At 41.9% G+C, this 19,197-nt stretch carries 22 protein-coding genes and 13 tRNA genes; 10 read left to right on the top strand and 25 right to left on the bottom strand.

Features of this window, described 5'->3' with window-relative positions; genetic code table 11:
* Positions 1–73 precede the first annotated feature (73 nt).
* Positions 74–265, bottom strand: coding sequence for a hypothetical protein (locus FBF75_RS10250; RefSeq protein ID WP_008342942.1), 192 nt, complete (start codon positions 263–265; stop codon positions 74–76).
* A gap of 124 nt (positions 266–389) precedes the next feature.
* The gene (locus FBF75_RS10245; RefSeq protein ID WP_007501934.1) at positions 390–827 is read right to left on the bottom strand and encodes a Dps family protein; all 438 of its coding nucleotides are present in this window, start codon (positions 825–827) and stop codon (positions 390–392) included.
* A 131-nt stretch (positions 828–958) separates the two neighbouring features.
* Between FBF75_RS10245 and ytzI the strand changes: the two genes are divergently transcribed.
* Positions 959–1,105, top strand: coding sequence for a YtzI protein (ytzI, locus tag FBF75_RS10240; protein ID WP_017358370.1), 147 nt, complete (start codon positions 959–961; stop codon positions 1,103–1,105).
* A gap of 8 nt (positions 1,106–1,113) precedes the next feature.
* Here the strand turns inward: ytzI and FBF75_RS10235 are convergent, their stop codons facing one another.
* Entirely contained in the window at positions 1,114–1,551 is a 438-nt protein-coding gene (locus FBF75_RS10235) for a FixH family protein (RefSeq protein ID WP_008342936.1), read from the bottom strand.
* Positions 1,552–1,673: 122 nt separating this feature from the next.
* Positions 1,674–2,147, bottom strand: coding sequence for an S-ribosylhomocysteine lyase (locus FBF75_RS10230; protein WP_008342935.1), 474 nt, complete (start codon positions 2,145–2,147; stop codon positions 1,674–1,676).
* 128 nt (positions 2,148–2,275) lie between these two features.
* On the opposite strand from FBF75_RS10230, the gene yidD reads away from it, so the two are divergent.
* The gene (yidD, locus tag FBF75_RS10225) at positions 2,276–2,500 is read left to right on the top strand and encodes a membrane protein insertion efficiency factor YidD (RefSeq protein ID WP_008342933.1); all 225 of its coding nucleotides are present in this window, start codon (positions 2,276–2,278) and stop codon (positions 2,498–2,500) included.
* A 1-nt stretch (position 2,501) separates the two neighbouring features.
* Here yidD and FBF75_RS10220 read toward each other — a convergent pair whose 3' ends face one another.
* Complete coding sequence (locus FBF75_RS10220; protein WP_099496697.1) at positions 2,502–3,068, bottom strand: beta-class carbonic anhydrase; 567 nt, start codon at positions 3,066–3,068, stop codon at positions 2,502–2,504.
* Positions 3,069–3,281: 213 nt separating this feature from the next.
* Between FBF75_RS10220 and FBF75_RS10215 the strand changes: the two genes are divergently transcribed.
* Positions 3,282–4,274, top strand: a complete 993-nt coding sequence (locus FBF75_RS10215; RefSeq protein ID WP_025207846.1) for a metal ABC transporter solute-binding protein, Zn/Mn family — start codon at positions 3,282–3,284, stop codon at positions 4,272–4,274.
* A gap of 77 nt (positions 4,275–4,351) precedes the next feature.
* On the opposite strand, the gene FBF75_RS10210 is transcribed toward FBF75_RS10215, so the two are convergent.
* Entirely contained in the window at positions 4,352–4,594 is a 243-nt protein-coding gene (locus tag FBF75_RS10210) for a type B 50S ribosomal protein L31 (RefSeq protein WP_017358374.1), read from the bottom strand.
* Between the two features lie 175 nt (positions 4,595–4,769).
* Between FBF75_RS10210 and FBF75_RS10200 the strand changes: the two genes are divergently transcribed.
* The 4 genes from FBF75_RS10200 to FBF75_RS10185 all read left to right on the top strand — a co-directional run bounded on the left by FBF75_RS10200 (position 4,770) and on the right by FBF75_RS10185 (position 7,614).
* A complete protein-coding gene (locus FBF75_RS10200; protein ID WP_008342925.1) occupies positions 4,770–6,101 on the top strand; it encodes a cytochrome ubiquinol oxidase subunit I in 1,332 nt (443 codons plus the stop codon).
* A gap of 22 nt (positions 6,102–6,123) precedes the next feature.
* Positions 6,124–7,170: a cytochrome d ubiquinol oxidase subunit II gene (locus tag FBF75_RS10195; protein ID WP_169476099.1), complete on the top strand. Its 1,047-nt coding sequence runs from the start codon at positions 6,124–6,126 to the stop codon at positions 7,168–7,170.
* Between the two features lie 68 nt (positions 7,171–7,238).
* Complete coding sequence (locus FBF75_RS10190) at positions 7,239–7,397, top strand: DUF1540 domain-containing protein (RefSeq protein WP_008360682.1); 159 nt, start codon at positions 7,239–7,241, stop codon at positions 7,395–7,397.
* A gap of 25 nt (positions 7,398–7,422) precedes the next feature.
* Complete coding sequence (locus FBF75_RS10185) at positions 7,423–7,614, top strand: hypothetical protein (protein WP_017358376.1); 192 nt, start codon at positions 7,423–7,425, stop codon at positions 7,612–7,614.
* 105 nt (positions 7,615–7,719) lie between these two features.
* Here FBF75_RS10185 and menC read toward each other — a convergent pair whose 3' ends face one another.
* From menC to FBF75_RS10155, 6 genes are all read right to left on the bottom strand, one after another.
* Complete coding sequence (gene menC, locus FBF75_RS10180) at positions 7,720–8,844, bottom strand: o-succinylbenzoate synthase (protein WP_136944711.1); 1,125 nt, start codon at positions 8,842–8,844, stop codon at positions 7,720–7,722.
* The gene (locus tag FBF75_RS10175; protein ID WP_136944710.1) at positions 8,831–10,291 is read right to left on the bottom strand and encodes an o-succinylbenzoate--CoA ligase; all 1,461 of its coding nucleotides are present in this window, start codon (positions 10,289–10,291) and stop codon (positions 8,831–8,833) included. Before FBF75_RS10175 ends, menC begins: the two co-directional genes overlap by 14 nt.
* Before the next feature lie 70 nt (positions 10,292–10,361).
* Complete coding sequence (menB, locus tag FBF75_RS10170; protein WP_008342913.1) at positions 10,362–11,180, bottom strand: 1,4-dihydroxy-2-naphthoyl-CoA synthase; 819 nt, start codon at positions 11,178–11,180, stop codon at positions 10,362–10,364.
* A gap of 14 nt (positions 11,181–11,194) precedes the next feature.
* Positions 11,195–12,025 (bottom strand): 2-succinyl-6-hydroxy-2,4-cyclohexadiene-1-carboxylate synthase, encoded by an 831-nt coding sequence (gene menH / locus FBF75_RS10165; RefSeq protein ID WP_035391031.1) that lies wholly within the window; start codon positions 12,023–12,025, stop codon positions 11,195–11,197.
* Positions 12,010–13,752 carry a 2-succinyl-5-enolpyruvyl-6-hydroxy-3-cyclohexene-1-carboxylic-acid synthase gene (gene menD / locus FBF75_RS10160; protein ID WP_136944709.1) on the bottom strand — a complete coding sequence of 581 codons (1,743 nt, stop codon included), beginning with the start codon at positions 13,750–13,752 and terminating at the stop codon, positions 12,010–12,012. The genes menH and menD overlap by 16 nt, the downstream gene beginning before the upstream one ends.
* Positions 13,745–15,163 carry an isochorismate synthase gene (locus tag FBF75_RS10155; protein WP_136944708.1) on the bottom strand — a complete coding sequence of 473 codons (1,419 nt, stop codon included), beginning with the start codon at positions 15,161–15,163 and terminating at the stop codon, positions 13,745–13,747. Before FBF75_RS10155 ends, menD begins: the two co-directional genes overlap by 8 nt.
* A gap of 383 nt (positions 15,164–15,546) precedes the next feature.
* Here FBF75_RS10155 and FBF75_RS10150 point away from each other — a divergent pair, with 383 nt between their 5' ends.
* The 3 genes from FBF75_RS10150 (at position 15,547) to FBF75_RS10140 (ending at position 17,901) form a co-directional block, all read left to right on the top strand.
* Positions 15,547–16,485 carry a 1,4-dihydroxy-2-naphthoate polyprenyltransferase gene (locus FBF75_RS10150; protein ID WP_017358382.1) on the top strand — a complete coding sequence of 313 codons (939 nt, stop codon included), beginning with the start codon at positions 15,547–15,549 and terminating at the stop codon, positions 16,483–16,485.
* Between the two features lie 117 nt (positions 16,486–16,602).
* Positions 16,603–17,337, top strand: coding sequence for a TraR/DksA C4-type zinc finger protein (locus tag FBF75_RS10145; RefSeq protein ID WP_060832581.1), 735 nt, complete (start codon positions 16,603–16,605; stop codon positions 17,335–17,337).
* 87 nt (positions 17,338–17,424) lie between these two features.
* A complete protein-coding gene (locus tag FBF75_RS10140) occupies positions 17,425–17,901 on the top strand; it encodes a TspO/MBR family protein (protein WP_136944707.1) in 477 nt (158 codons plus the stop codon).
* Between the two features lie 76 nt (positions 17,902–17,977).
* Here the strand turns inward: FBF75_RS10140 and FBF75_RS10135 are convergent.
* The 13 genes from FBF75_RS10135 to FBF75_RS10075 form a co-directional block, all read right to left on the bottom strand.
* A tRNA-Glu gene (locus FBF75_RS10135) sits at positions 17,978–18,049 on the bottom strand.
* Positions 18,050–18,056: 7 nt separating this feature from the next.
* Positions 18,057–18,147, bottom strand: a tRNA-Ser gene (locus FBF75_RS10130).
* Positions 18,148–18,150: 3 nt separating this feature from the next.
* Positions 18,151–18,225, bottom strand: a tRNA-Asn gene (locus FBF75_RS10125).
* Between the two features lie 6 nt (positions 18,226–18,231).
* Positions 18,232–18,308 (bottom strand) — tRNA-Ile (locus FBF75_RS10120).
* Positions 18,309–18,324: 16 nt separating this feature from the next.
* Positions 18,325–18,398: transfer RNA gene (locus FBF75_RS10115), tRNA-Gly, on the bottom strand.
* 11 nt (positions 18,399–18,409) lie between these two features.
* Positions 18,410–18,485: transfer RNA gene (locus tag FBF75_RS10110), tRNA-His, on the bottom strand.
* Positions 18,486–18,509: 24 nt separating this feature from the next.
* Positions 18,510–18,582: transfer RNA gene (locus FBF75_RS10105), tRNA-Phe, on the bottom strand.
* A 17-nt stretch (positions 18,583–18,599) separates the two neighbouring features.
* Positions 18,600–18,676 (bottom strand) — tRNA-Asp (locus FBF75_RS10100).
* A gap of 15 nt (positions 18,677–18,691) precedes the next feature.
* Positions 18,692–18,768: transfer RNA gene (locus FBF75_RS10095), tRNA-Met, on the bottom strand.
* Positions 18,769–18,790: 22 nt separating this feature from the next.
* Positions 18,791–18,883 (bottom strand) — tRNA-Ser (locus FBF75_RS10090).
* Between the two features lie 7 nt (positions 18,884–18,890).
* A tRNA-Ile gene (locus tag FBF75_RS10085) sits at positions 18,891–18,967 on the bottom strand.
* Positions 18,968–18,971: 4 nt separating this feature from the next.
* A tRNA-Met gene (locus tag FBF75_RS10080) sits at positions 18,972–19,045 on the bottom strand.
* 26 nt (positions 19,046–19,071) lie between these two features.
* A tRNA-Ala gene (locus tag FBF75_RS10075) sits at positions 19,072–19,144 on the bottom strand.
* Positions 19,145–19,197: the final 53 nt, after the last annotated feature.

The raw sequence follows: 19,197 nt of genomic DNA, 5'->3' as shown, positions 1-19,197 counted from the left end.
AAAGGCATGGTTAGCTGTTCAAAAAATTCGTGAAGCGCATAAAAAGAGCCGCCTGTGACGGCGGCTTTCTTGGTTAAACTCTGACATCAATAAACGTAGCATCTGAATCTTTGGGCTGAACAGCTTGAGGCTGCTGCTGCACTTGATCGAGCATCACCATAGCTTGGGCTGTGTTCGTGGCAAGCTGTGAATTCAATAAACTGATATTAAGTGTTTTTTGAATACTCGCCACTTGCTGGCTCATCATTCCTGCAATTGAGGACATCTTCTCCCCTCCCTTCCCTTTTCTCTTCGGCTGAAAGCCCCATCAATTCAATGGGCTGTCTGTCACAAATCCACAAAAAAAGAATGCCGATCTGTTTAATGATCGACATTCCTTTCACATTCGCTTATCCTAAGTATGCTTTTAGCATCCAGTTGTGTTTTTCAATGGATTGATGAATCGCAAGCAGCATATCACCTGTTGTTTCATCGCCAACTTCTGCAGCCAGCTCCATGCCTCGCTTAAGTTCTTCTGCAATATTAGAGAAATCATCATACAGATTTTTCACCATTTGCTCGGCTGATTCATTGCCTTCCGCTTCTTGAATGCTAGAAATTTCTAAGCACTCTTTCATTGTCGCAACAGGTTGTCCATTTAATGCGAGCATACGCTCAGCCAAATCATCGATATAAGTGGCTGTTTCTGTATATAATTCCTCGAATTTTTCATGGAGTGTAAAGAAATCTTTTCCCTTTACATACCAGTGATAGTTATGTAATTTTACGTAAAGCACAGTCCAATCTGCTACTTGTTTATTGACGACGTTTAATAATTTTTCAGACATGTTGATTCCTCCTTATGTAGTTGCGTTTAGTATGGGATTACCCTTTTTTTATTATACTGAAACCTGCCATCATTTTCTTCTATTTTGACCGCATGAAATATATGTTAATATGGAAATAAGGAGGGAGTTAGATGCTGTTACTTGGGATTATCAGCTTTATCATTATCTCAATCGTTGTCTTTTTATCACTGTGGACGACATCAAAGGCTTATGATTACAAGCATAAAGTCGATTCACCACAGGATGCTGAACCAAACCAACGTCCTAACCCAAAATAAAACCGCTTTCAATGATGTGAGGTATCTTCTTCTTCAGTAGATGAACTCTCTTTTTTCACATCACCTACATGGATGTTTGTCTTCGGCATATTATGCTGCTGTTTAGCTGTCACATGGACTTGTATGATATAAAGGCCATCTTGTTTGAAAGCTGTATGCAATTCATATACACCTTTCTCCTTTTTCTTTGGCTGAATCATCTTGCTGTTATCCTTGTCGCCATCTTTCCACACTTCAAATTCAACATCATCTGCATCATCAACAGGCGTATCACCATATGTGACAGCTGCTTTTACGATAACGTTTTCATTTTTCTCCACTTGCTCCGGCCCTGTTAGTTTGACTTCTAATAGCTCAGGCACTTCTCCCTTGTCATTGCTCGCTGCCGAGTTTCCACATGCACTAAGTAATGCGAGCATCAAAATGATTCCTACCATTTTCCGCATTCGTGTATCCCCCTTTTTTACTGACATGTCCATTTTAACAAATATCCCCTATTTTATCAGCTCTCGTTTCATTTCATATAAAAAACCGGACATTCCATATGTCCGGTTCATCATCTTACTGATTATCCAAATACTTTTAATAGCTCTTCTTGATCCTGAGACAGCCAGAAACGCATTAAACGTTTTGCTCCTTCAAGATCATGAAGCTTCGCTTGACCGCACTGCTCTTCATTTGCAGCAGGAATTTCTGTTACTTCCACTGCATCTTTGAATGTTGCATCAAGCAGTTCAACGATCTCTCTTGGTGTCGGTGCACCGCTGACAACTAAATAGTAGCCAGTCTGGCAGCCCATCGGAGAAATATCAATGATATCAAAATGATCGTACTTCTCTGAGTGTGTTCTAATATTAAACGCAAGTAAATGCTCTAATGTATGAATCGTATCAGGTTTCATTGCCTGCTTGTTTGGCTGACAAAAACGGATATCAAATTTGTTCACTTCCCCATCTGATCCCACTTTATGAACGCCGCAATGACGAACGTAAGGTGCTTTTACAGCATTATGGTCAAGTTCAAAGCTTTCAACTGAAGGCATTAATCACCACTCCTATAATTGCAATTTCCTATATTATAACATATTGTTCCGACCAGTTTAGTTTATAAAACTTCCCTTCCTTGTCCTTTTTTCTTATACTGTGAAAAGACAGACAAGGAGGAACCTCTATGAAACAAATTTTTATCGGCATCATTCGCTTTTATCAAAAATGCATTTCCCCTCTGACACCACCGAGCTGCAGGTTTTACCCCACTTGCTCAAACTACGGGCTAGAGGCGATCAAAACGCATGGCGCTTTAAAAGGCGGATGGCTCACGATTAAGCGAATTTTAAAATGTCACCCGCTGCATCCTGGAGGCATGGATCCGGTCCCGCCTAAAAAGGAAAAATAACTTACTTTTCTTCATAACCATTGATAACTAAGTCAAGCTTACCTGTTCCAGGATCAATGACAAGACCATGTACAGGCACATCAGATGGAAGAAGCGGATGATTTTTAACGACAGATACACTGTCTTTCACACTTTCTTCAACTGAGCTAAAGCTTTTGAGCCACTGTTGAAAATCGATTCCTGAGTATTCCAGTACTTCAATCCGTTTTTCTGGAATACCACGCTCAATGGCTTTATTTAAGAGTGTTTCGCTGTCTATTTTACTCATACCACAATCGTGATGCCCAATGACGTACACCTCGTCAGCATTCAATTCATAAACAGCCACTAAAATGCTTCGCATAATACTTCCAAATGGGTGAGAAACAAGAGCGCCAGCACTTTTGACAATTTTGATATCGCCATTTTTCATGTTCATGGCGCGTGGAAGCAGTTCAACAAGTCTTGTATCCATACATGATAGAATGACAGCTTTTTTCTGTGGAAACTTCGTTGTTGTAAACTCTTCATATCGCTTCTCTTCAATAAATTGTTGGTTATATTCGATGATTTCGTCTAAAAGTTTCATAAGTTTGTCCATTCCTTTTTCTTTTTTTAAAAATAAATATAGCACAATGTTTTAAATTTCGTCACGTTTTGACGTCTATTTTTTTAGAGGAAACATCTTCTGATGAAAATTTTTTATTTTCCTCTTTTCAAATCGTAATTATTACGATACAATAACTCAGGACATTAAATCGTAATCATTTCTATCTAATAGGTTGAGAGGAGACATTCTTAGATGAAAAAAATCTTTTTTATTTTAACAGCTGCTTTATTAGCGGTCGGTCTTGCCGCTTGCTCAAGCAGTGCGGGGACAAATGCTTCAAAAGGAAAAGCAGACGGGAAATTAACCATTTACACGACAATCTTCCCTATTCAAGATTTCACTGAAAAAATTGGCGGCTCTCACGTGAACGCTCAAAGTGTGTACCCTGCCAATGCAGATGCACACAGCTTTGAACCAAGTTCAAAAACGATGGTTGAAATGGCTGAAGGAGATGCCTTTATTTACAGCGGAACAGGTGCTGAAGCATTTGCTGATAAAACGGCTTCTACGTTAAAAGACCAAGGCGTGAAAACAGTGAAAGCAGCCGAAGGAATCAAGCTATTATCAACACAAGAAGAACATGCTCATGAAGAAGGTGAGGACCATGATCACGATCATGAAGGTGAAGATCATGACCATGATGGACACGACCATGGAGATAAAGATCCCCATGCATGGCTAGACCCTGTTTATGCACAGCAAATGGCAAAAAACATTAAAGACACACTTGTTTCACTAGATCCAGATCATAAAGACGAATACACAAAAAACTATGAATCACTAAAAAAAGAATTACAATCGTTAGATCAGGAATTCAAAACAACGTTATCTAAAGCAAAACATAAAGAAATTCTTGTTTCTCACGCAGCATACGGCTACTGGGAAAAGCGCTATGGCATTGAGCAAATCAGTGTACTAGGACTCTCTGCTTCTGAAGAGCCTTCCCAAAAACAGCTTGAAAATATCGTACAACAGGCAGAAAAGCATCACATCAAGTATGTCATTTTTGAAAATAACGTCAGCAGTAAAGTATCAGATACGATTCGCAGTGAAATTGGGGCAAAAAGCCTTACACTGAAAAATCTAGAATCCATTACAGAAGATGATGCTAAAAATGGTGAAAGCTATGTCAGCTTAATGAAACAAAATTTAAACACATTAAAAACAGCTTTAAATGTTGAATGAATTCATGAACCCCGTGCGATCAGCCGGGGTTTTTTACTGCACAAAAAAACACACCATGATCAGGTGTGTTTCTTTGTTTACATTTGATATTTTTTCTTAAACTGCTCCGCTCTGCCGCCTTTTTCTCCGAATTTCTGGCGTCCTGTATAAAATGGATGCGTATCAGAGCTTGTCTCTACTTTAATGACAGGATAAGTCTTCCCATCCTCCCACTCTACGGTCTCATGTGATGTCTTTGTTGATCTACTTAAGAAGCGGTAACCGCTGTTTACGTCCATAAATACAACTTCATGTGAGGTTGGATGAATATCTCTTTTCAATGTCAAAACTCCCTTCATCATTAAAACGTAACGATTACGTTTTATAATTATATTCTACTCCCTCTTTTACAACTTGTCAAAAAACAAGCTTTCTTAGTCAGGAAGAATAATCTAAAAATGGTGGAGAATAATAAACACCATAAAAAGAGATGCGATAAGAAAGGCGGAGAAAAAATTGACTGATCTCGTTTTAGCTAGAAGTCTGTTCGGCACAACAATGGGCTTCCATATTATTTATGCCTCGCTTGGCGTAGGCATCCCGCTAATGATTTTGTTAGCTGAACTCATCTTTCAAAAAACGAAGGACCCGCATTATGCCATCATGGCCAAACGATGGACAAAAGCGCAGGCTGTTCTGTTAGGGGTCGCCATTCCAACCGGTACCATTGCTGGTACGCAGCTTGCCCTTCTATGGCCTGGTTTTATGGAGGTCATCGGAAAGGTCATGTCACTGCCATTTCAAATAGAAATTTATGCTTTCTTTATTGAAGCATTATTTATGTCTATTTATGTGTACGCAGCAGATCGTTTATCACCAGCCATGCGCATCATTACCGTTATTTTCGTTGTCATTGGTGCAGCAGCTTCAGCGATTCTCATTACAAACGTACATGCTTTTGAAGGAACACCCGCTGGCTTTCAAATGGTCAATGGAGAAATAACGAATATCGAACCTTGGAAGGCATTTTTCAATCCTAGTTTTGTTGTAACTGCTACACATGTAGTACTGTCTGCTTTTACAACAGGCGCTTTTGTCATTGCTTCTGTCGCTGCATTTAAAATGTTGAAAACAAGAAAAAACGAAAAGCTCTATACCTTTCATCGAAAAGCCCTTTTTCTTGGACTGATTGTAGGCGGACTTTTCTCTTTTCTCACAGCCTTAAACGGTCACGAATCAGCTCAGCTTCTGTATGAATATCAGCCTGAAAAATTAGCGGGTGCTGAAGGTTTATTTGAAACGCAATCCCATGCGCCTCTGGCCATTGGCGGTTTTACTGATGCCAATACGCAAGAAATCAAAGGAGCTATCGAAATCCCTTGGGCGCTTAGTTTTCTTGCAGGAAATAGCTTTGATACTGTGGTTAAAGGGTTAAATGATTTTCCTAGGGACGAGTGGCCGCCTTTATTTATTCACACATTATTTAACGGAATGGTCATTATCGGCTCATTGCTCATTTTCTTTGCTATGTTAGCACTGTTTTACCGCAAAATTTTAAAACGCGACCATTACCCAAAATGGCTGCTTGTCCTTTATTTATTTGGCGGGCCTCTTAGTCTCTTGGCGATTGAATTTGGCTGGATCTTTGCCTGTACTGGCCGTCAGCCATGGGTGATTTATCGAATGCTCAAAACCTCTGAAGTCGTCACATCATCAGGATCTATCGGTACACTTTTCATCCTTTTTGCCATTGTCTATCTCATTTTAGGCATCGCAACTGTGATTGTACTGACGTACTACTTTAGAAAACATTCAATTGAAGAAGACTTACGGTTAACAGAATCTTAAAAAGGGAGCGATCTTGATGCAAATGGATGTAACAACTGATGCACTCATTGCAATCACCATCTTATGGGGATTCGTGTTTATCTATGCAGTGATGGCATCAATGGATTTCGGTGCAGGATTTTGGTCAATGATTTACATGAACAAAGAGCAGACAAAGGCCGCAAATATCGCAAATAAGTATCTTTCTCCAACTTGGGAAGTAACAAACGTCTTCATTGTGGCCATCGTCGTTGCCTTGTTTAGCCTGTTTCCAGGTGCAACATTTGTGCTAGGTACTGTTTTATTAATACCCGGCAGCATTATTTTGTTGCTTCTTGCACTGCGAAGCGGATTTCTCGTCTTCTCTCATTCACTGCCTAAAAAATATAGAAAAGCCGTGACATATATTTCAGGAATTAGCGGCTTTATTATTCCGTCCATCCTCATCATGGTTCTCCCCATTACACATGGTGGATTCATCTTTCAGGAGAATAATGTCTACTCATTAGATTTAGGATTGGTCTTTACAAGCGCAAATGTCTATTCTTTCGTAGGTTTTGCGATTTTCAGTACCCTTTTCCTCTCATCTTTGCTTTTAGCTGATTTTTCTAATGTTGCAAACGAAGATGAGGCTTATAACATTTATAGAAGAGGAGCACTGATTACAGGTCCACTTTCTCTCATGATGGCTTTCTTTATCATGCTCACACTGAGAAGTGAGGCCAATTGGCTGTTCACAAAAATGATGCAGAACATCCCGATCCTGCTTGTTTCTCTGCTCATGTTTTTGCTTGCAGGTTTGGCTCTATTTTTACCAAACAGCCGCTTTAAACATCGGAAAGGGAGACCACGTTTAGCGGTTATCGCCATTACAATTCAATATTTCTTAGCAAGCTATGTGTATGGACATGCGCATTTGCCCTATATGGCCTATCCTGATATCACCATCATGTCTGGGTTTACAGATCCCGTCACATTTAGGGCATTATTTATTACGTATATTGTAGGGTTTATCATCCTCTTCCCTGGGTTCTACTTCTTCTGGAAATTGTTTATGAAAGATAAGCGTTATATTCGTCAGGAAGATTAACATGAATGAACGACCCGTGCTTCGGTTACATTATAGATGAAAGACATACTCAAAAGGAGGTCATCTGTATGAGTCAAAAAATCCTTTGTGAAGTAAACAACTGTTCCTACTGGAATGCTGGAAATCGTTGTGGTGCAGATGCAATTTATGTCGTCAGCCATACAGGAAATACGGCTGAGAAAAGTGAAGAAACTGACTGTAAAACGTTTAAACCTCAAGACCTTTAAGTCTCATTAAAGGAGGCGCTTCGCTTTGAAAAACGATCGGCTTGCTCAAACGTTTCTTGAAGAAATTCAGGACGCGGACGAGGCTGCATTTTATCAAGCAGCTCACTCCTTTTTAAATCTTTGGGATTATGAATACGGACATGTTTCCGACATGCCCAATGACATGCATCAGTATATTGGACAGCTTGCTTACGACAGCGGGCTTGTAGAAGAGTAAGAAAGAGCGGATAACCGCTCTTTCTTTTTGTTCAGACAGGAAGGAAAAACTTTCCTCAACTATACAGTGGTTCTATTGATGGTGCAAATGGCGATTCACTCGTTTTCATTTCACAAAATCATGTTTTGTAAACACATCAATTTTATCTGAGAAAGAACGAAGCGCTTGATAATCAACTTCTACACCCATACCTGGAGAACGAGGCACCTCAATAAACCCATTTTCAACTTTAATTTCAGGAAAAATGATATCCTGCTCCCAATATTTCGACGATGCTGAAATATCCCCAGGAATCGTAAATTGCGGAAGTGATGCAAGTGCCACGTTTTGCGCGCGAGAAATGCCTGTTTCAATCATTCCACCGCACCATAACGGAATCTGCTGCTCCTTGCAGAACGCATGAATCTTAAGTGCTTCAGTCAGCCCTCCAACTCGTGAAGGCTTCACATTAATAATCTGACAGCTTCCAAGTTCTACAGCTTTTCTCGCATCATCTAAAGAACAAATACTTTCATCCAAACAGATTGGTGTTTTTAAATGCTTTTGCAAATGCCGATGATCGACAATGTCATCTGCGGCTAAAGGCTGTTCAATCATTAATAAACGAATATCATCGAGCTGCTTCAGTTTGCTAATATCTTTTAATTCATAAGCAGAGTTTGCATCCGCCATTAACGGGAGGTGAGGGAAAGACTCCCTTATCTTTTGTAGAAGTCCAATATCTTGTCCCGGCTTAATTTTCACTTTCACACGCTGATAGCCTTGATCAACAAATTGCTCGATTTGCTGAATCATTTCATCTATTGGTCCTAACCCCGCAACGACACCAGATGGAATTCTATCTCTAGTACCGCCTAAGACGTCACGTAAGGACTTATTTTCTCGCTTCGCATAAATATCCCACACAGCTGCCTCAATTCCCGCTTTGGCCATTCTATTGCCTTTAAAATGGTACAAGCTGTCTGGTATGTCCGAAGGATGTGTAAAAGATCGGGTCAGCACGTTCGGGATAAAGAAAGCCCTCAGCATGTGATAGCAGGTCTCGATGGTTTCTTCTGTATACCACGGAGAAGAGAAGGCAGATACCTCTCCCCATCCAGTTAATCCTGTTTGATCTTTGACCTCGACAATAATAAACTCACGCTCTGAAATGGTCCCAAGGCTCGTTGTAAACGGCTGTTTGAGTTTCATCGTGACATGATATAAGATCACACGTTCAATTTGAATCATCTAAAAACCCCTTTGATTTGAGTCTGTGCCTCTGCAATTTATTCGACGCATTCCTTGGCAGCTCATCCACAAAGTGAAAAGCGGCGGGCCATTTATACTTGGCTAATTGCGACTGACACAAAGCATAGAGCTCATTCTCCGGAATCTGCTCATGTGTCACAAGGAAGGCAGCAGGTACCTCTCCCCATTTTTTATCATACATACCCGTCACTCCGGCTTCCTTTACATTTGGATGTGTTAAAAGAACTGCTTCAATTTCTGCTGGATAAATATTTTCTCCGCCAGAAATAATTAAGTCTGACCGCCGATCAAGCACAAATAAGAATCCGTCCTCATCTACATAGCCAATATCACCCGTTTTCAGCCAGCCCTGCTCAAATGCAGCAGCTGTTGCCTCTTGACGATAAAGGTAGCCTTTCATGACATTTGCACCTTTTACCATGATTTCACCATGCTCAAAAGGACGACACGGACGGTTCTCATCTTGAATCTTTAATTCACACCCAAAAAGGGGCTTTCCCGCTGATCCAAGCTTTTCCACACTAAATTCAGGCGCAAGCGTCACAATTTGCGAGCAGGTCTCCGTCATACCGTACGATTGAAACACAGGAAATCCTTTCTCCTTACTCTCTTGAAGCATCGCATAAGGTGCAGGACCTCCCCCTAACAGCAGGCAGCGCAAAGATGATGGACATTCTTCAAGTCCACTTAATAAACGGGACAGCATGGTTTGTACAACTGACAACATCGTCACTCGATGCTGTTCAATAGCATTCTTGACTTCATCGACATCAAACTTTTGATGAAGCACGACAGTCATACCGTATATGACAGATTTAAATATAGCGGATAAACCGCTTATATGAAAAAGAGGCAAGGCAATGAGCCAGCGGTCGTCCTCCCTGATCCCTAAATTCAATGCCGAGGAAACAGCACTATGAAAATGATTGCCAAACGTTTGCTCCACCCCTTTAGGGCGTCCTGTCGTTCCAGATGTATACATAATCGTCGCCGTCTCATTTAAATCAATATCATGTACGACCTTCTTTTCCATATCATGATCTGCATCAGGTAAAGTCTCTATTGTATAAACAGGTAAATCACCATGATGCTCATTTTCATATGCAGGCTCTGTTAATAAAGCCATGACTTTCGCATCTTTCAGCTGATAACGTCTCTCTGCTTTTGTTAACTTATTGTTCAATAACACAATCTTGAAGCCTAATAAAAAACAAGCGTGAACAAGCATGACCATGTGAGGATGGTTGTTCATTAAAATCGCAACCGTATCCCCTTTTTTAAAAGATGCACGTGTCAGTCGATTTGCAAGTTGGTCTACATCATTCGCTAAATCACGAAATGTCCACTCTTTGTCTTGATAAATGAGTGCGACCCGGTCTGGCGTTAAATACGCACGGTGCAGCAGCCAATTCGGTTGCTTCATCATGACACCTCCTTTTCATAAAAGAAAACAGCTCAGTCTGATGCACTAAGCTGTTTTCATCCATATCATTGAATCAAGGGAAACGAGGGAACTGACCGAAGTCTGGCTTCCGTTTTTCCTTAAAGGAATCGCGTCCTTCTTTTGCTTCATCTGTTGTGTAATAAAGAAGGGTCGCATCTCCTGCAAATTGCTGAATACCAGCTAATCCATCTGTGTCAGCATTAAATGCAGCTTTCAAGAATCGTAAAGCAGTAGGGCTCTTTTCTAGCATGTCCTCACACCACTTCACTGTTTCTTCTTCCAGCTGCTCTAATGGTACAACTGTGTTGACAAGTCCCATATCAAGCGCTTCTTGTGCATTGTATTGACGGCATAAGTACCAGATCTCTCTTGCTTTCTTATGACCCACAATACGTGCAAGATAGCCAGATCCATAACCAGCATCAAAGCTGCCCACTTTTGGTCCTGTTTGTCCAAAAATCGCATTGTCTGCTGCAATCGTGAGGTCACACACGACATGAAGCACATGCCCGCCGCCAATCGCATAGCCCGCAACCATCGCAATAACTGGTTTTGGAATGACACGAATTAAACGCTGTAAGTCTAGGACGTTTAGACGTGGAATTTGATCGTCTCCTACATAGCCGCCATGACCGCGTACTTTTTGGTCTCCACCTGAACAGAATGCTTTTCCTCCAGCACCTGCAAGGACAATGACACCAACATCTGAATTGTCGCGAGCACGTGAGAATGCATCAATTAATTCACTTACAGTCTTTGGTGTAAATGCATTATGTACATGCGGACGGTTAATGGTGATTTTTGCAATCCCATTATATGTTTCATATAAAATTTCGTCATACTGACGCTCAGTTTGCCATTCAATAGCCATCAATATTTCCTCCTCTAATCTTGCGATAAAATAAACTCACTTACTATTTTACCAAAAAAATGTGGTTGTTCCACATGAACTGTATGCCCGGCATGCTCTACTACTGTGAATTGACTGTATTCAAGCTCCTGCTGCATACGTTTGGCGATGTCACAGAACTTTTTATCAAGTGTTCCGCAAATGAGTAAAACAGGCTGTTTTATCTGCTTTAATGCTTCCCACATAGACGGCTGTGAGCCCGTTCCTATACCTTCTAAGCTGCGAGCCAGCCCGTTAGGATCGGCTTTTAGCCTTCCCTCTCTCAGTTGCGTTAGCCTGTCCGCTGGCAAGGATTTCTGCGAAGCAAACAGCGGAATGTTCTCCCAAAAATCCACAAATTGCGCTAATCCTTCATGTCTGATCTTTTGAGCTAGCTGATGATCATGATTCAGCCTCTCCATCCGCTCTTTAAAAGAGTTCAGCCCTGGAGATGTACTCTCAAGAATCAACTTGTTTACTCGTTCTGGATAACGGGAGGCAAATGATAAAGCAATACGCCCTCCCATAGAATATCCGAGAATGTTCACTTTGTGAAGCTTTAATTGATCTAAAATCTCAGCAAGATCTGCCAGCTGCTGGGACATTGCATATCTTCTTATACTCTTTGGTGAGTCTGTGCGGCCATGTCCAAGCAAGCTGACCTGAATCAATCTCGTATGTTTTTCTGTATAAGTATTCAAAAAAGCCCAAGAAGCTGTACTCCCTGTAAAGCCATGTAAACATAACGTGGCATTTTCAGCAGATGGGTTATGGTCTATCACCTCATACGCCACACCATCGTGCATTCGTATTATGAGTGAAGGCATTCTTTTTTCACTTCCCTCAATATCTCGTCCATCATTTGGCGATGTTTGCCCACGCGAGAATGCCGGTCAGTTTCAATCTCAATTAAATGAAGCCCTGGTTCTTGGATATGCGCCAAGTACACATCTTTTAACTCTTCTTTCGTTGTCGGCTTCGAATAGGTTCCCCCATATAGCTTTGATGCATACTCAAAATTCAACCCAGTCGGCGTACCAAAGAGCTTTTCATAATACGGTTCATCGGATGCCTGCGGAAGGAAAGAAAAGATTCCTCCTCCATCATTGTTTAACAACACAACCGTGAGCGGAATGTCCATTAGCTTAGCTGCAAGAAGACCGTTCATATCATGGTAAAAAGACAAATCGCCGATGACTAAAGTGATGGGTTGTTTCAAGGCTGCATATGTTCCAAGAGCTGTGGACACAACACCATCAATGCCATTTGCTCCGCGATTCGCCATCATCCGAAACGGTTTTGACTGCGTTTCAAAAAAGGTATCGACATCTCGAATAGGCATACTATTTCCGATAAAGAGCACACTCTCTTTTGGCAAAAGGTGCTGCAGCTGACGATACACATTTCCCTCAAATGTCAGGTCCTCATCATTGTATTGATTTGCATGCATTCTAAAAGAAGAATTGACACTCTGCCAGCGTCGTAAATAAGATGTATCCTGACGCTTTTCCGCTCTCATCAAGACTTCTTCTACAAAAGAGGCTGCATGACTTTCAATCATGTATGATGCGCTTAAACCAGGATCTCGATAACCACCCGCAGCATCGACGACAATCTGCTTCACTTCCGCATGCTTTTCCAGCCACTTAAATAAAGGCTTAGACACAGGCATCGGTCCAAAACGAATGACCATTTCAGGCAAGAGATGCTGCTGCAATGCCTCATCTTTTAACAAAGAATCGTACGCATCTATGATGTATTCTTCACTTTCATGTCCATTTCGCAAAAGAGAAAGCGGGTCAGCTAAAATTGGCAGATGCAAAGCTTTTGCAAGACGTAACACTGACGCCTGCTCTTCCGGCGAGTGAAGTTCACCAGCAACAATGATTCCTTTTGCCGCTTTGTTCATGATAGACACTAATTCTGACATAACCCGATCATCCGGACGAGCTTGACCTGCTGCTAAAACTTTGTTCGCAACTCCTTCTTCTCTATCAAAAGGATCAATAGACAAGTCAGGTAGCAATGGTTCTCTCAGCGGCACATTCACTTGAACTGGTCCCTTTGGCTCCTGCATAGACACATGACTTGCCCTAGCAGCAGCAGTTTGGACATACCGCAGCATCGTTTGGCTTTCTTCTGGCAAGGCTAAGTCTGTGAACCATTTAACAAACTTACCGAATAAGAATTGCTGATCAATCGCTTGAGGTGCCCCAACCTCCCTCAATTCGTGCGGCCGATCAGCAGTTAAAACAATCAGTGGTACCCGAGAATAATGTGCCTCGACAACAGCTGGGTAAAAGTTAGCTGCTGCCGTACCTGATGTACAAATGAGTAGCACTGGTGTTTGGCTCGCTTTCGCAAGACCCAGTGCATAAAAAGCAGCAGACCGTTCATCCACTAACACATGGACATTGATTTCTTGATGAGCAAGAGCGAGCATCGCAAGCGGTGTTGAACGGGAACCAGGACAAACAACCGCCTCCTTCACACCACTTTGCACAAATTCATCCATTAATCTGCCAATATATCTTGTCATGATTTGATTATTCAATGGGACGACCTCCAAGAGCAGACAGCATTGGTCTTAATTTCACTTGCGTTTCTTCATACTCCTGTTTTGCAAGGGAATCCTCTACAATTCCACATCCAGCAAACAAACGAACTTGGTCTTCCTCAATAAGACCTGATCGAATGGCGACAGCAAATTCTCCATTGTCCTTAGAATCAATCCATCCCACTGGCGCCGCATACCAACCGCGTTTCAACGGTTCGATTTCACGAATCACCTCTACCGCTTTTTCCTTAGGATATCCTCCAAGCGCTGGTGTTGGATGAAGCTGTTCAATTAATGAAAAGAGTGAACAGCTGCTTTTAATTTCTCCCACAATGGGTGTAAATAAATGCTGAATGTTTTTCGTTTTATAAAGACTTGGTTGATTTGGCTTATGCACATGATGGCAGTTTGCTTCAAATGCCTGCTCAATCATATTCACGACAATTTGATGTTCAATCAAATTTTTCTCATCATGAAGCAGTTCCTCACCTAGTGCCAGATCCTCTACTTCATCTTGACCACGTACAATGGAACCTGCCAAACACGATGAAAATACTTCACCACCGCTTTTTTTCACTAAACGTTCAGGCGTCGCCCCGACAAATGCTTGTCTTCCCTGCTCTATAGCAAATACATAACTCGTTGTTTGATGTTTTAGTAATTCTGCTAATAGTGGAGCGAGTTCTATTTGATTTTTATAGTGAAGCAAGACTTCTCTTGCTAAAACAACCTTTTCATATTCGTTCACACGAATGTGTTCTGTCGCTTCATGGATTGCTTTCATCCATTCCTGGACATCTAACTCTTCCATATGAACAAGCTCAGCTTGTCCATGATTTCTGACAGGCAATGCATCAAAATTAGAAGCTTTCTGTTCTAACTCTTGAATGAGCTGATGAACATTCCCGTCCACCTCGTTCCATTCATTGATCGTTAGAAACGTGCCTTCTTTGGAAACAGTCAGCATCATCGATGGCACAAAAAAATGAGCCTCGCCAAATGCTTCCCAGTGACGCGCCTTCTCTTCGTATGGATCAAATGAAAATCCTCCAAATAAAAGCGGACCAACTGCCGCTTGCTTTAACTCCTTCTCATCATGAAAATGGAACATATGCTGTTTCAGCTGCTCCCATTCTTGATGGACGATATTGAATCGTTCTTTGCCTTGCTCTGATGATTTAATCACGGCCGCTCTGCCAAGTCCAGAAAATATCATTTGGCTTTCTGGATCAGACCAAAAAAACCGCTCGCCTAAAAAATCCGCTTCGCCGCTTTGGAAAAAGGCAAGAGGATCCAGATCGTCAACTCTTCTGGAGTAGCTTATCAAAACAGCATGGTTGACGTTATTCGCTTCTTCTAATGTCGCAAGCGCTTCCTGCCGGAAAGTACTTTGCACTGTTGTCACCATGATACATTCCTCCAAAACCCATGAAATAACATATAAAAATAAAACCATCATGTAAAAAAATACATGAACATTCGAGTATGTCGAATGACCTGCTTTTCTATTATAAACCTTAACAGATGAACTTAGTAAAGAAAACAGCTTTTAAAACCTCGAATCCTTATTATATCACGCTTTCAAGATTTTTTCGCTCCCGCTTATTGAAATGAGAACATCCCTTAAAAAATGGTAAGACCTGTTCGAAGATCAAGCTTTCTCTCTAGATGGGAACGATTAGCAAACATCTTTTTCTTGTTTCATCGCATCAATATATTGACACCTTTTTGAACTTTGCTAAACTGGAATTTGGACGTGTACGTATTTTTTTATTTAAAGGAGTATATTTTATGCAGCATCAATCGATATCAGATCAGCTTTCACCAATAAAGCCTGATAAGAACTGGCGGATTTGGTGGAATTTACTACGACCGCATACATTAACAGCGGCATTTATTCCCGTTACTTTAGGAACTGTCCTAGCACTTCCGAGTGGTCAAATACATGTTGGGCTATTTTTAGCTATGCTATTTGCATCGATGTTTATCCAAATTGCAACGAACATGTTTAATGAGTACTTTGATTATGTTCGCGGATTGGACAATGAGAAATCTGTCGGTATCGGCGGAGCGATCGTGAGAAACGGTGTAAAACCAAAAACAGTTTTAGGCCTCGCTTATGCCTTATTCGCGCTTTCTTTATTACTTGGGATCTATATTTGCATGATGTCTAGCTGGTGGATTGCACTCATAGGACTAATTTGTATGGCAGCAGGCTATTTTTATACCGGTGGCCCTGTACCAATTGCTTATACACCATTTGGAGAACTTGTATCAGGTGCTTTTATGGGACTAGGCATCATTTTAATTAGTTTCTATATCCAAACAGGAACATTGACATCAAAAGCTGTGCTCATTTCATTACCCATCTCTATTTTAGTTGGTGCCATCTTACTGTCGAACAATATCCGTGATTTAGACGGTGATAAAGAGAATGGACGAAAGACACTTGCTATCCTAGCTGGACGTAAAGCGGCAGTCAACATCCTACTTTCCATGTTTGTGATCTCATATGTACTCATTTTTGTTTATATCTTTATGGATATCGTGGGTCTTTGGAGTCTTCTTGTCTTACTCAGTGTGCCAAAAGCTTATACAGCCATTAAAGAATTTAAACAAAAAGAAAAACCAATTGAATTAATGAATGCCATGAAGTCGACAGCACAAACCAATACGTTTTTTGGTTTCCTGTTAACGATCGCATTGATCTTACAATACTATCTCGCATAACACGAAACGCCTGCAGCTGCAGGCGTTTTTTATTGAAGAATTGCTTCAAATTGGCACAAGTCTTACATAAAAATTTGCTCATACTAACAATATGTTTGATATGAAAGGGTGATCACTTTGTTGTCTAAAAACGAATTACATCAGTTGAAGCAGCGACTTCTCGATGAAAAACAAGAAATTGAAGCCAAAAGCCATGACGATGAACAGAAAGTATCATTTCCTTATGATTCAGTGGGCGAACTGTCAGCTTATGATAACCACCCTGGCGACCAAGGGACAGAACTATTCGAACGCGGAAAAGACATTGCCTTAAACAGTTTGGAACATGAGCATCTGTCCGATATCAATGAAGCACTCCAAGCAATGGCAGACGGCTCTTATGGTTTGTGTAAAGTGTGTAAAGCCCCTATTCCTAAAGAACGCTTAGAAGCCCTTCCCACCGCCGTCACATGCACAGAGCATTCAAAAGAACAGACCGTTTCACAAAACCGTCCCATTGAAGAGGACTTATTAAGTCCGCCCTCAGGGCAATTTGAAAATGAAGAAAGTGCTGCATATGATGGCGAAGATGCCTACCAAGATGTAGAACGCTATGGGAACTCTGATACCCCGTCCGATATGGAATTTCCTCCATTGACATACGATGATGTGTATACACAATCAGAAGATGAAGATTATGTGGAAGACTACGAGGGGTTTGCAGCTGCTGATATTGAAGGTAAAGCAAGCAAGGTCTATCCAAATAAAGCACACGAAGCTTATGAAGAAGCATTAGATGAAGAAGGCGTCATGACGGTGTTTGGTGACTTGAAGCCTTACGAAGAAGATCCCTATACTAAAAAAAATCATTAGTCCCCACATATTGGGGGCTTGATGTTTATATCATGTAATAATTGGGAAATAAGTTGAAGAGTGAATTGATTGGGAGGAGATTTCTGGATGGCTAGAAAAAGTATCATTTGGGCGGTTATCGTCTTCTTTATTACATACGCATTATTTTCTATTGCAGGGTTCCTGTTCCCTATCGACAGAGAATGGTATGACGCACTAAATAAACCTGAATGGACACCTAGTGGTGGTGTCATCGGTGCGGTCTGGGCTGTCTTATTCGCCCTCATTTCGTTATCTGCCGCCATCATTTATGCAAAGTATGGTTTTCAAAAAATCACATTACCATTTTGGATTCTGTTTCTTTTAAATTATGTATTCAATCAAGCCTTTAGCTTTTTTCAGTTTACACAAAAAGGTTTATTTGCAGCTACGATCGACTGCCTGCTTGTAGCACTGACAGCGCTCGCGCTTGTCATCGTCTCACGTAAACTAAGCAATGTTGTTCCAATTTTATTGATTCCCTATGTTTTATGGGGATTCTTTGCGACATACTTGTCTTATACGATCTATTCCATGAATATGTAAGAAAAGACCGCTATGATGGCGGTCTTTCGTTTTGCGGAAAATAAAAAAGAGGTCTTTATTAGACCTCTTTAAAAAATGACCCGTACGGGATTCGAACCCGTGTTACCGCCGTGAAAGGGCGGTGTCTTAACCGCTTGACCAACGGGCCAGAAAAATGGCGGAGAAGGAGGGATTTGAACCCTCGCGCCGCTTGCGCGACCTACACCCTTAGCAGGGGCGCCTCTTCAGCCACTTGAGTACTTCTCCATTTGGCTCCGCAGGTAGGATTCGAACCTACGACCGATCGGTTAACAGCCGATAGCTCTACCACTGAGCTACTGCGGAAAGTCATGGTGGGCCTGAGTGGACTCGAACCACCGACCTCACGCTTATCAGGCGTGCGCTCTAACCAGCTGAGCTACAGGCCCATGAACGATATGCAAATGGAGCGGGTGATGGGAATCGAACCCACGACATCAGCTTGGAAGGCTGAGGTTTTACCACTAAACTACACCCGCAAAAATATGTATGGGGCGATTGATGGGAATCGAACCCACGAGTGCCAGAGCCACAATCTGGTGCGTTAACCACTTCGCCACAACCGCCATACTGATATTTATTTGTAAAAGTGGCTCGGGACGGAATCGAACCGCCGACACACGGATTTTCAGTCCGTTGCTCTACCAACTGAGCTACCGAGCCATGTATTCATTTGAAAATGGCGGTCCGGACGGGACTCGAACCCGCGACCTCCTGCGTGACAGGCAGGCATTCTAACCAACTGAACTACCGGACCAATAGAGAAAAAATTTGGTTGCGGGGGCAGGATTTGAACCTGCGACCTTCGGGTTATGAGCCCGACGAGCTACCGAACTGCTCCACCCCGCGATGATATCATTTTTTAAAAATATGGCGGAGGAAGAGGGATTCGAACCCCCGCGGGCTTTGACACCCCTGTCGGTTTTCAAGACCGATCCCTTCAGCCGGACTTGGGTATTCCTCCGTATAGATGGTGGACCTTGTAGGACTCGAACCTACGACCGGACGGTTATGAGCCGTCTGCTCTAACCAACTGAGCTAAAGGTCCTTTATAGCGGCGGAGGGGATCGAACCCCCGACCTCACGGGTATGAACCGTACGCTCTAGCCAGCTGAGCTACACCGCCATGATATAAAATAATTTTTTAAAAAGTGGAGCCTAGCGGGATCGAACCGCTGACCTCCTGCGTGCAAGGCAGGCGCTCTCCCAGCTGAGCTAAGGCCCCATAAAAGATGGTCGGGAAGACAGGATTCGAACCTGCGACCCCTTGGTCCCAAA

Source organism: Bacillus sp. S2(2019) (assembly GCF_005144805.1).
Classification (GTDB): Bacteria; Bacillota; Bacilli; order Bacillales; family Bacillaceae; genus Bacillus; species Bacillus altitudinis.
Note: the sequence above shows the minus strand (reverse complement) of the source record. Positions and strands in the feature narration are given on the sequence as shown.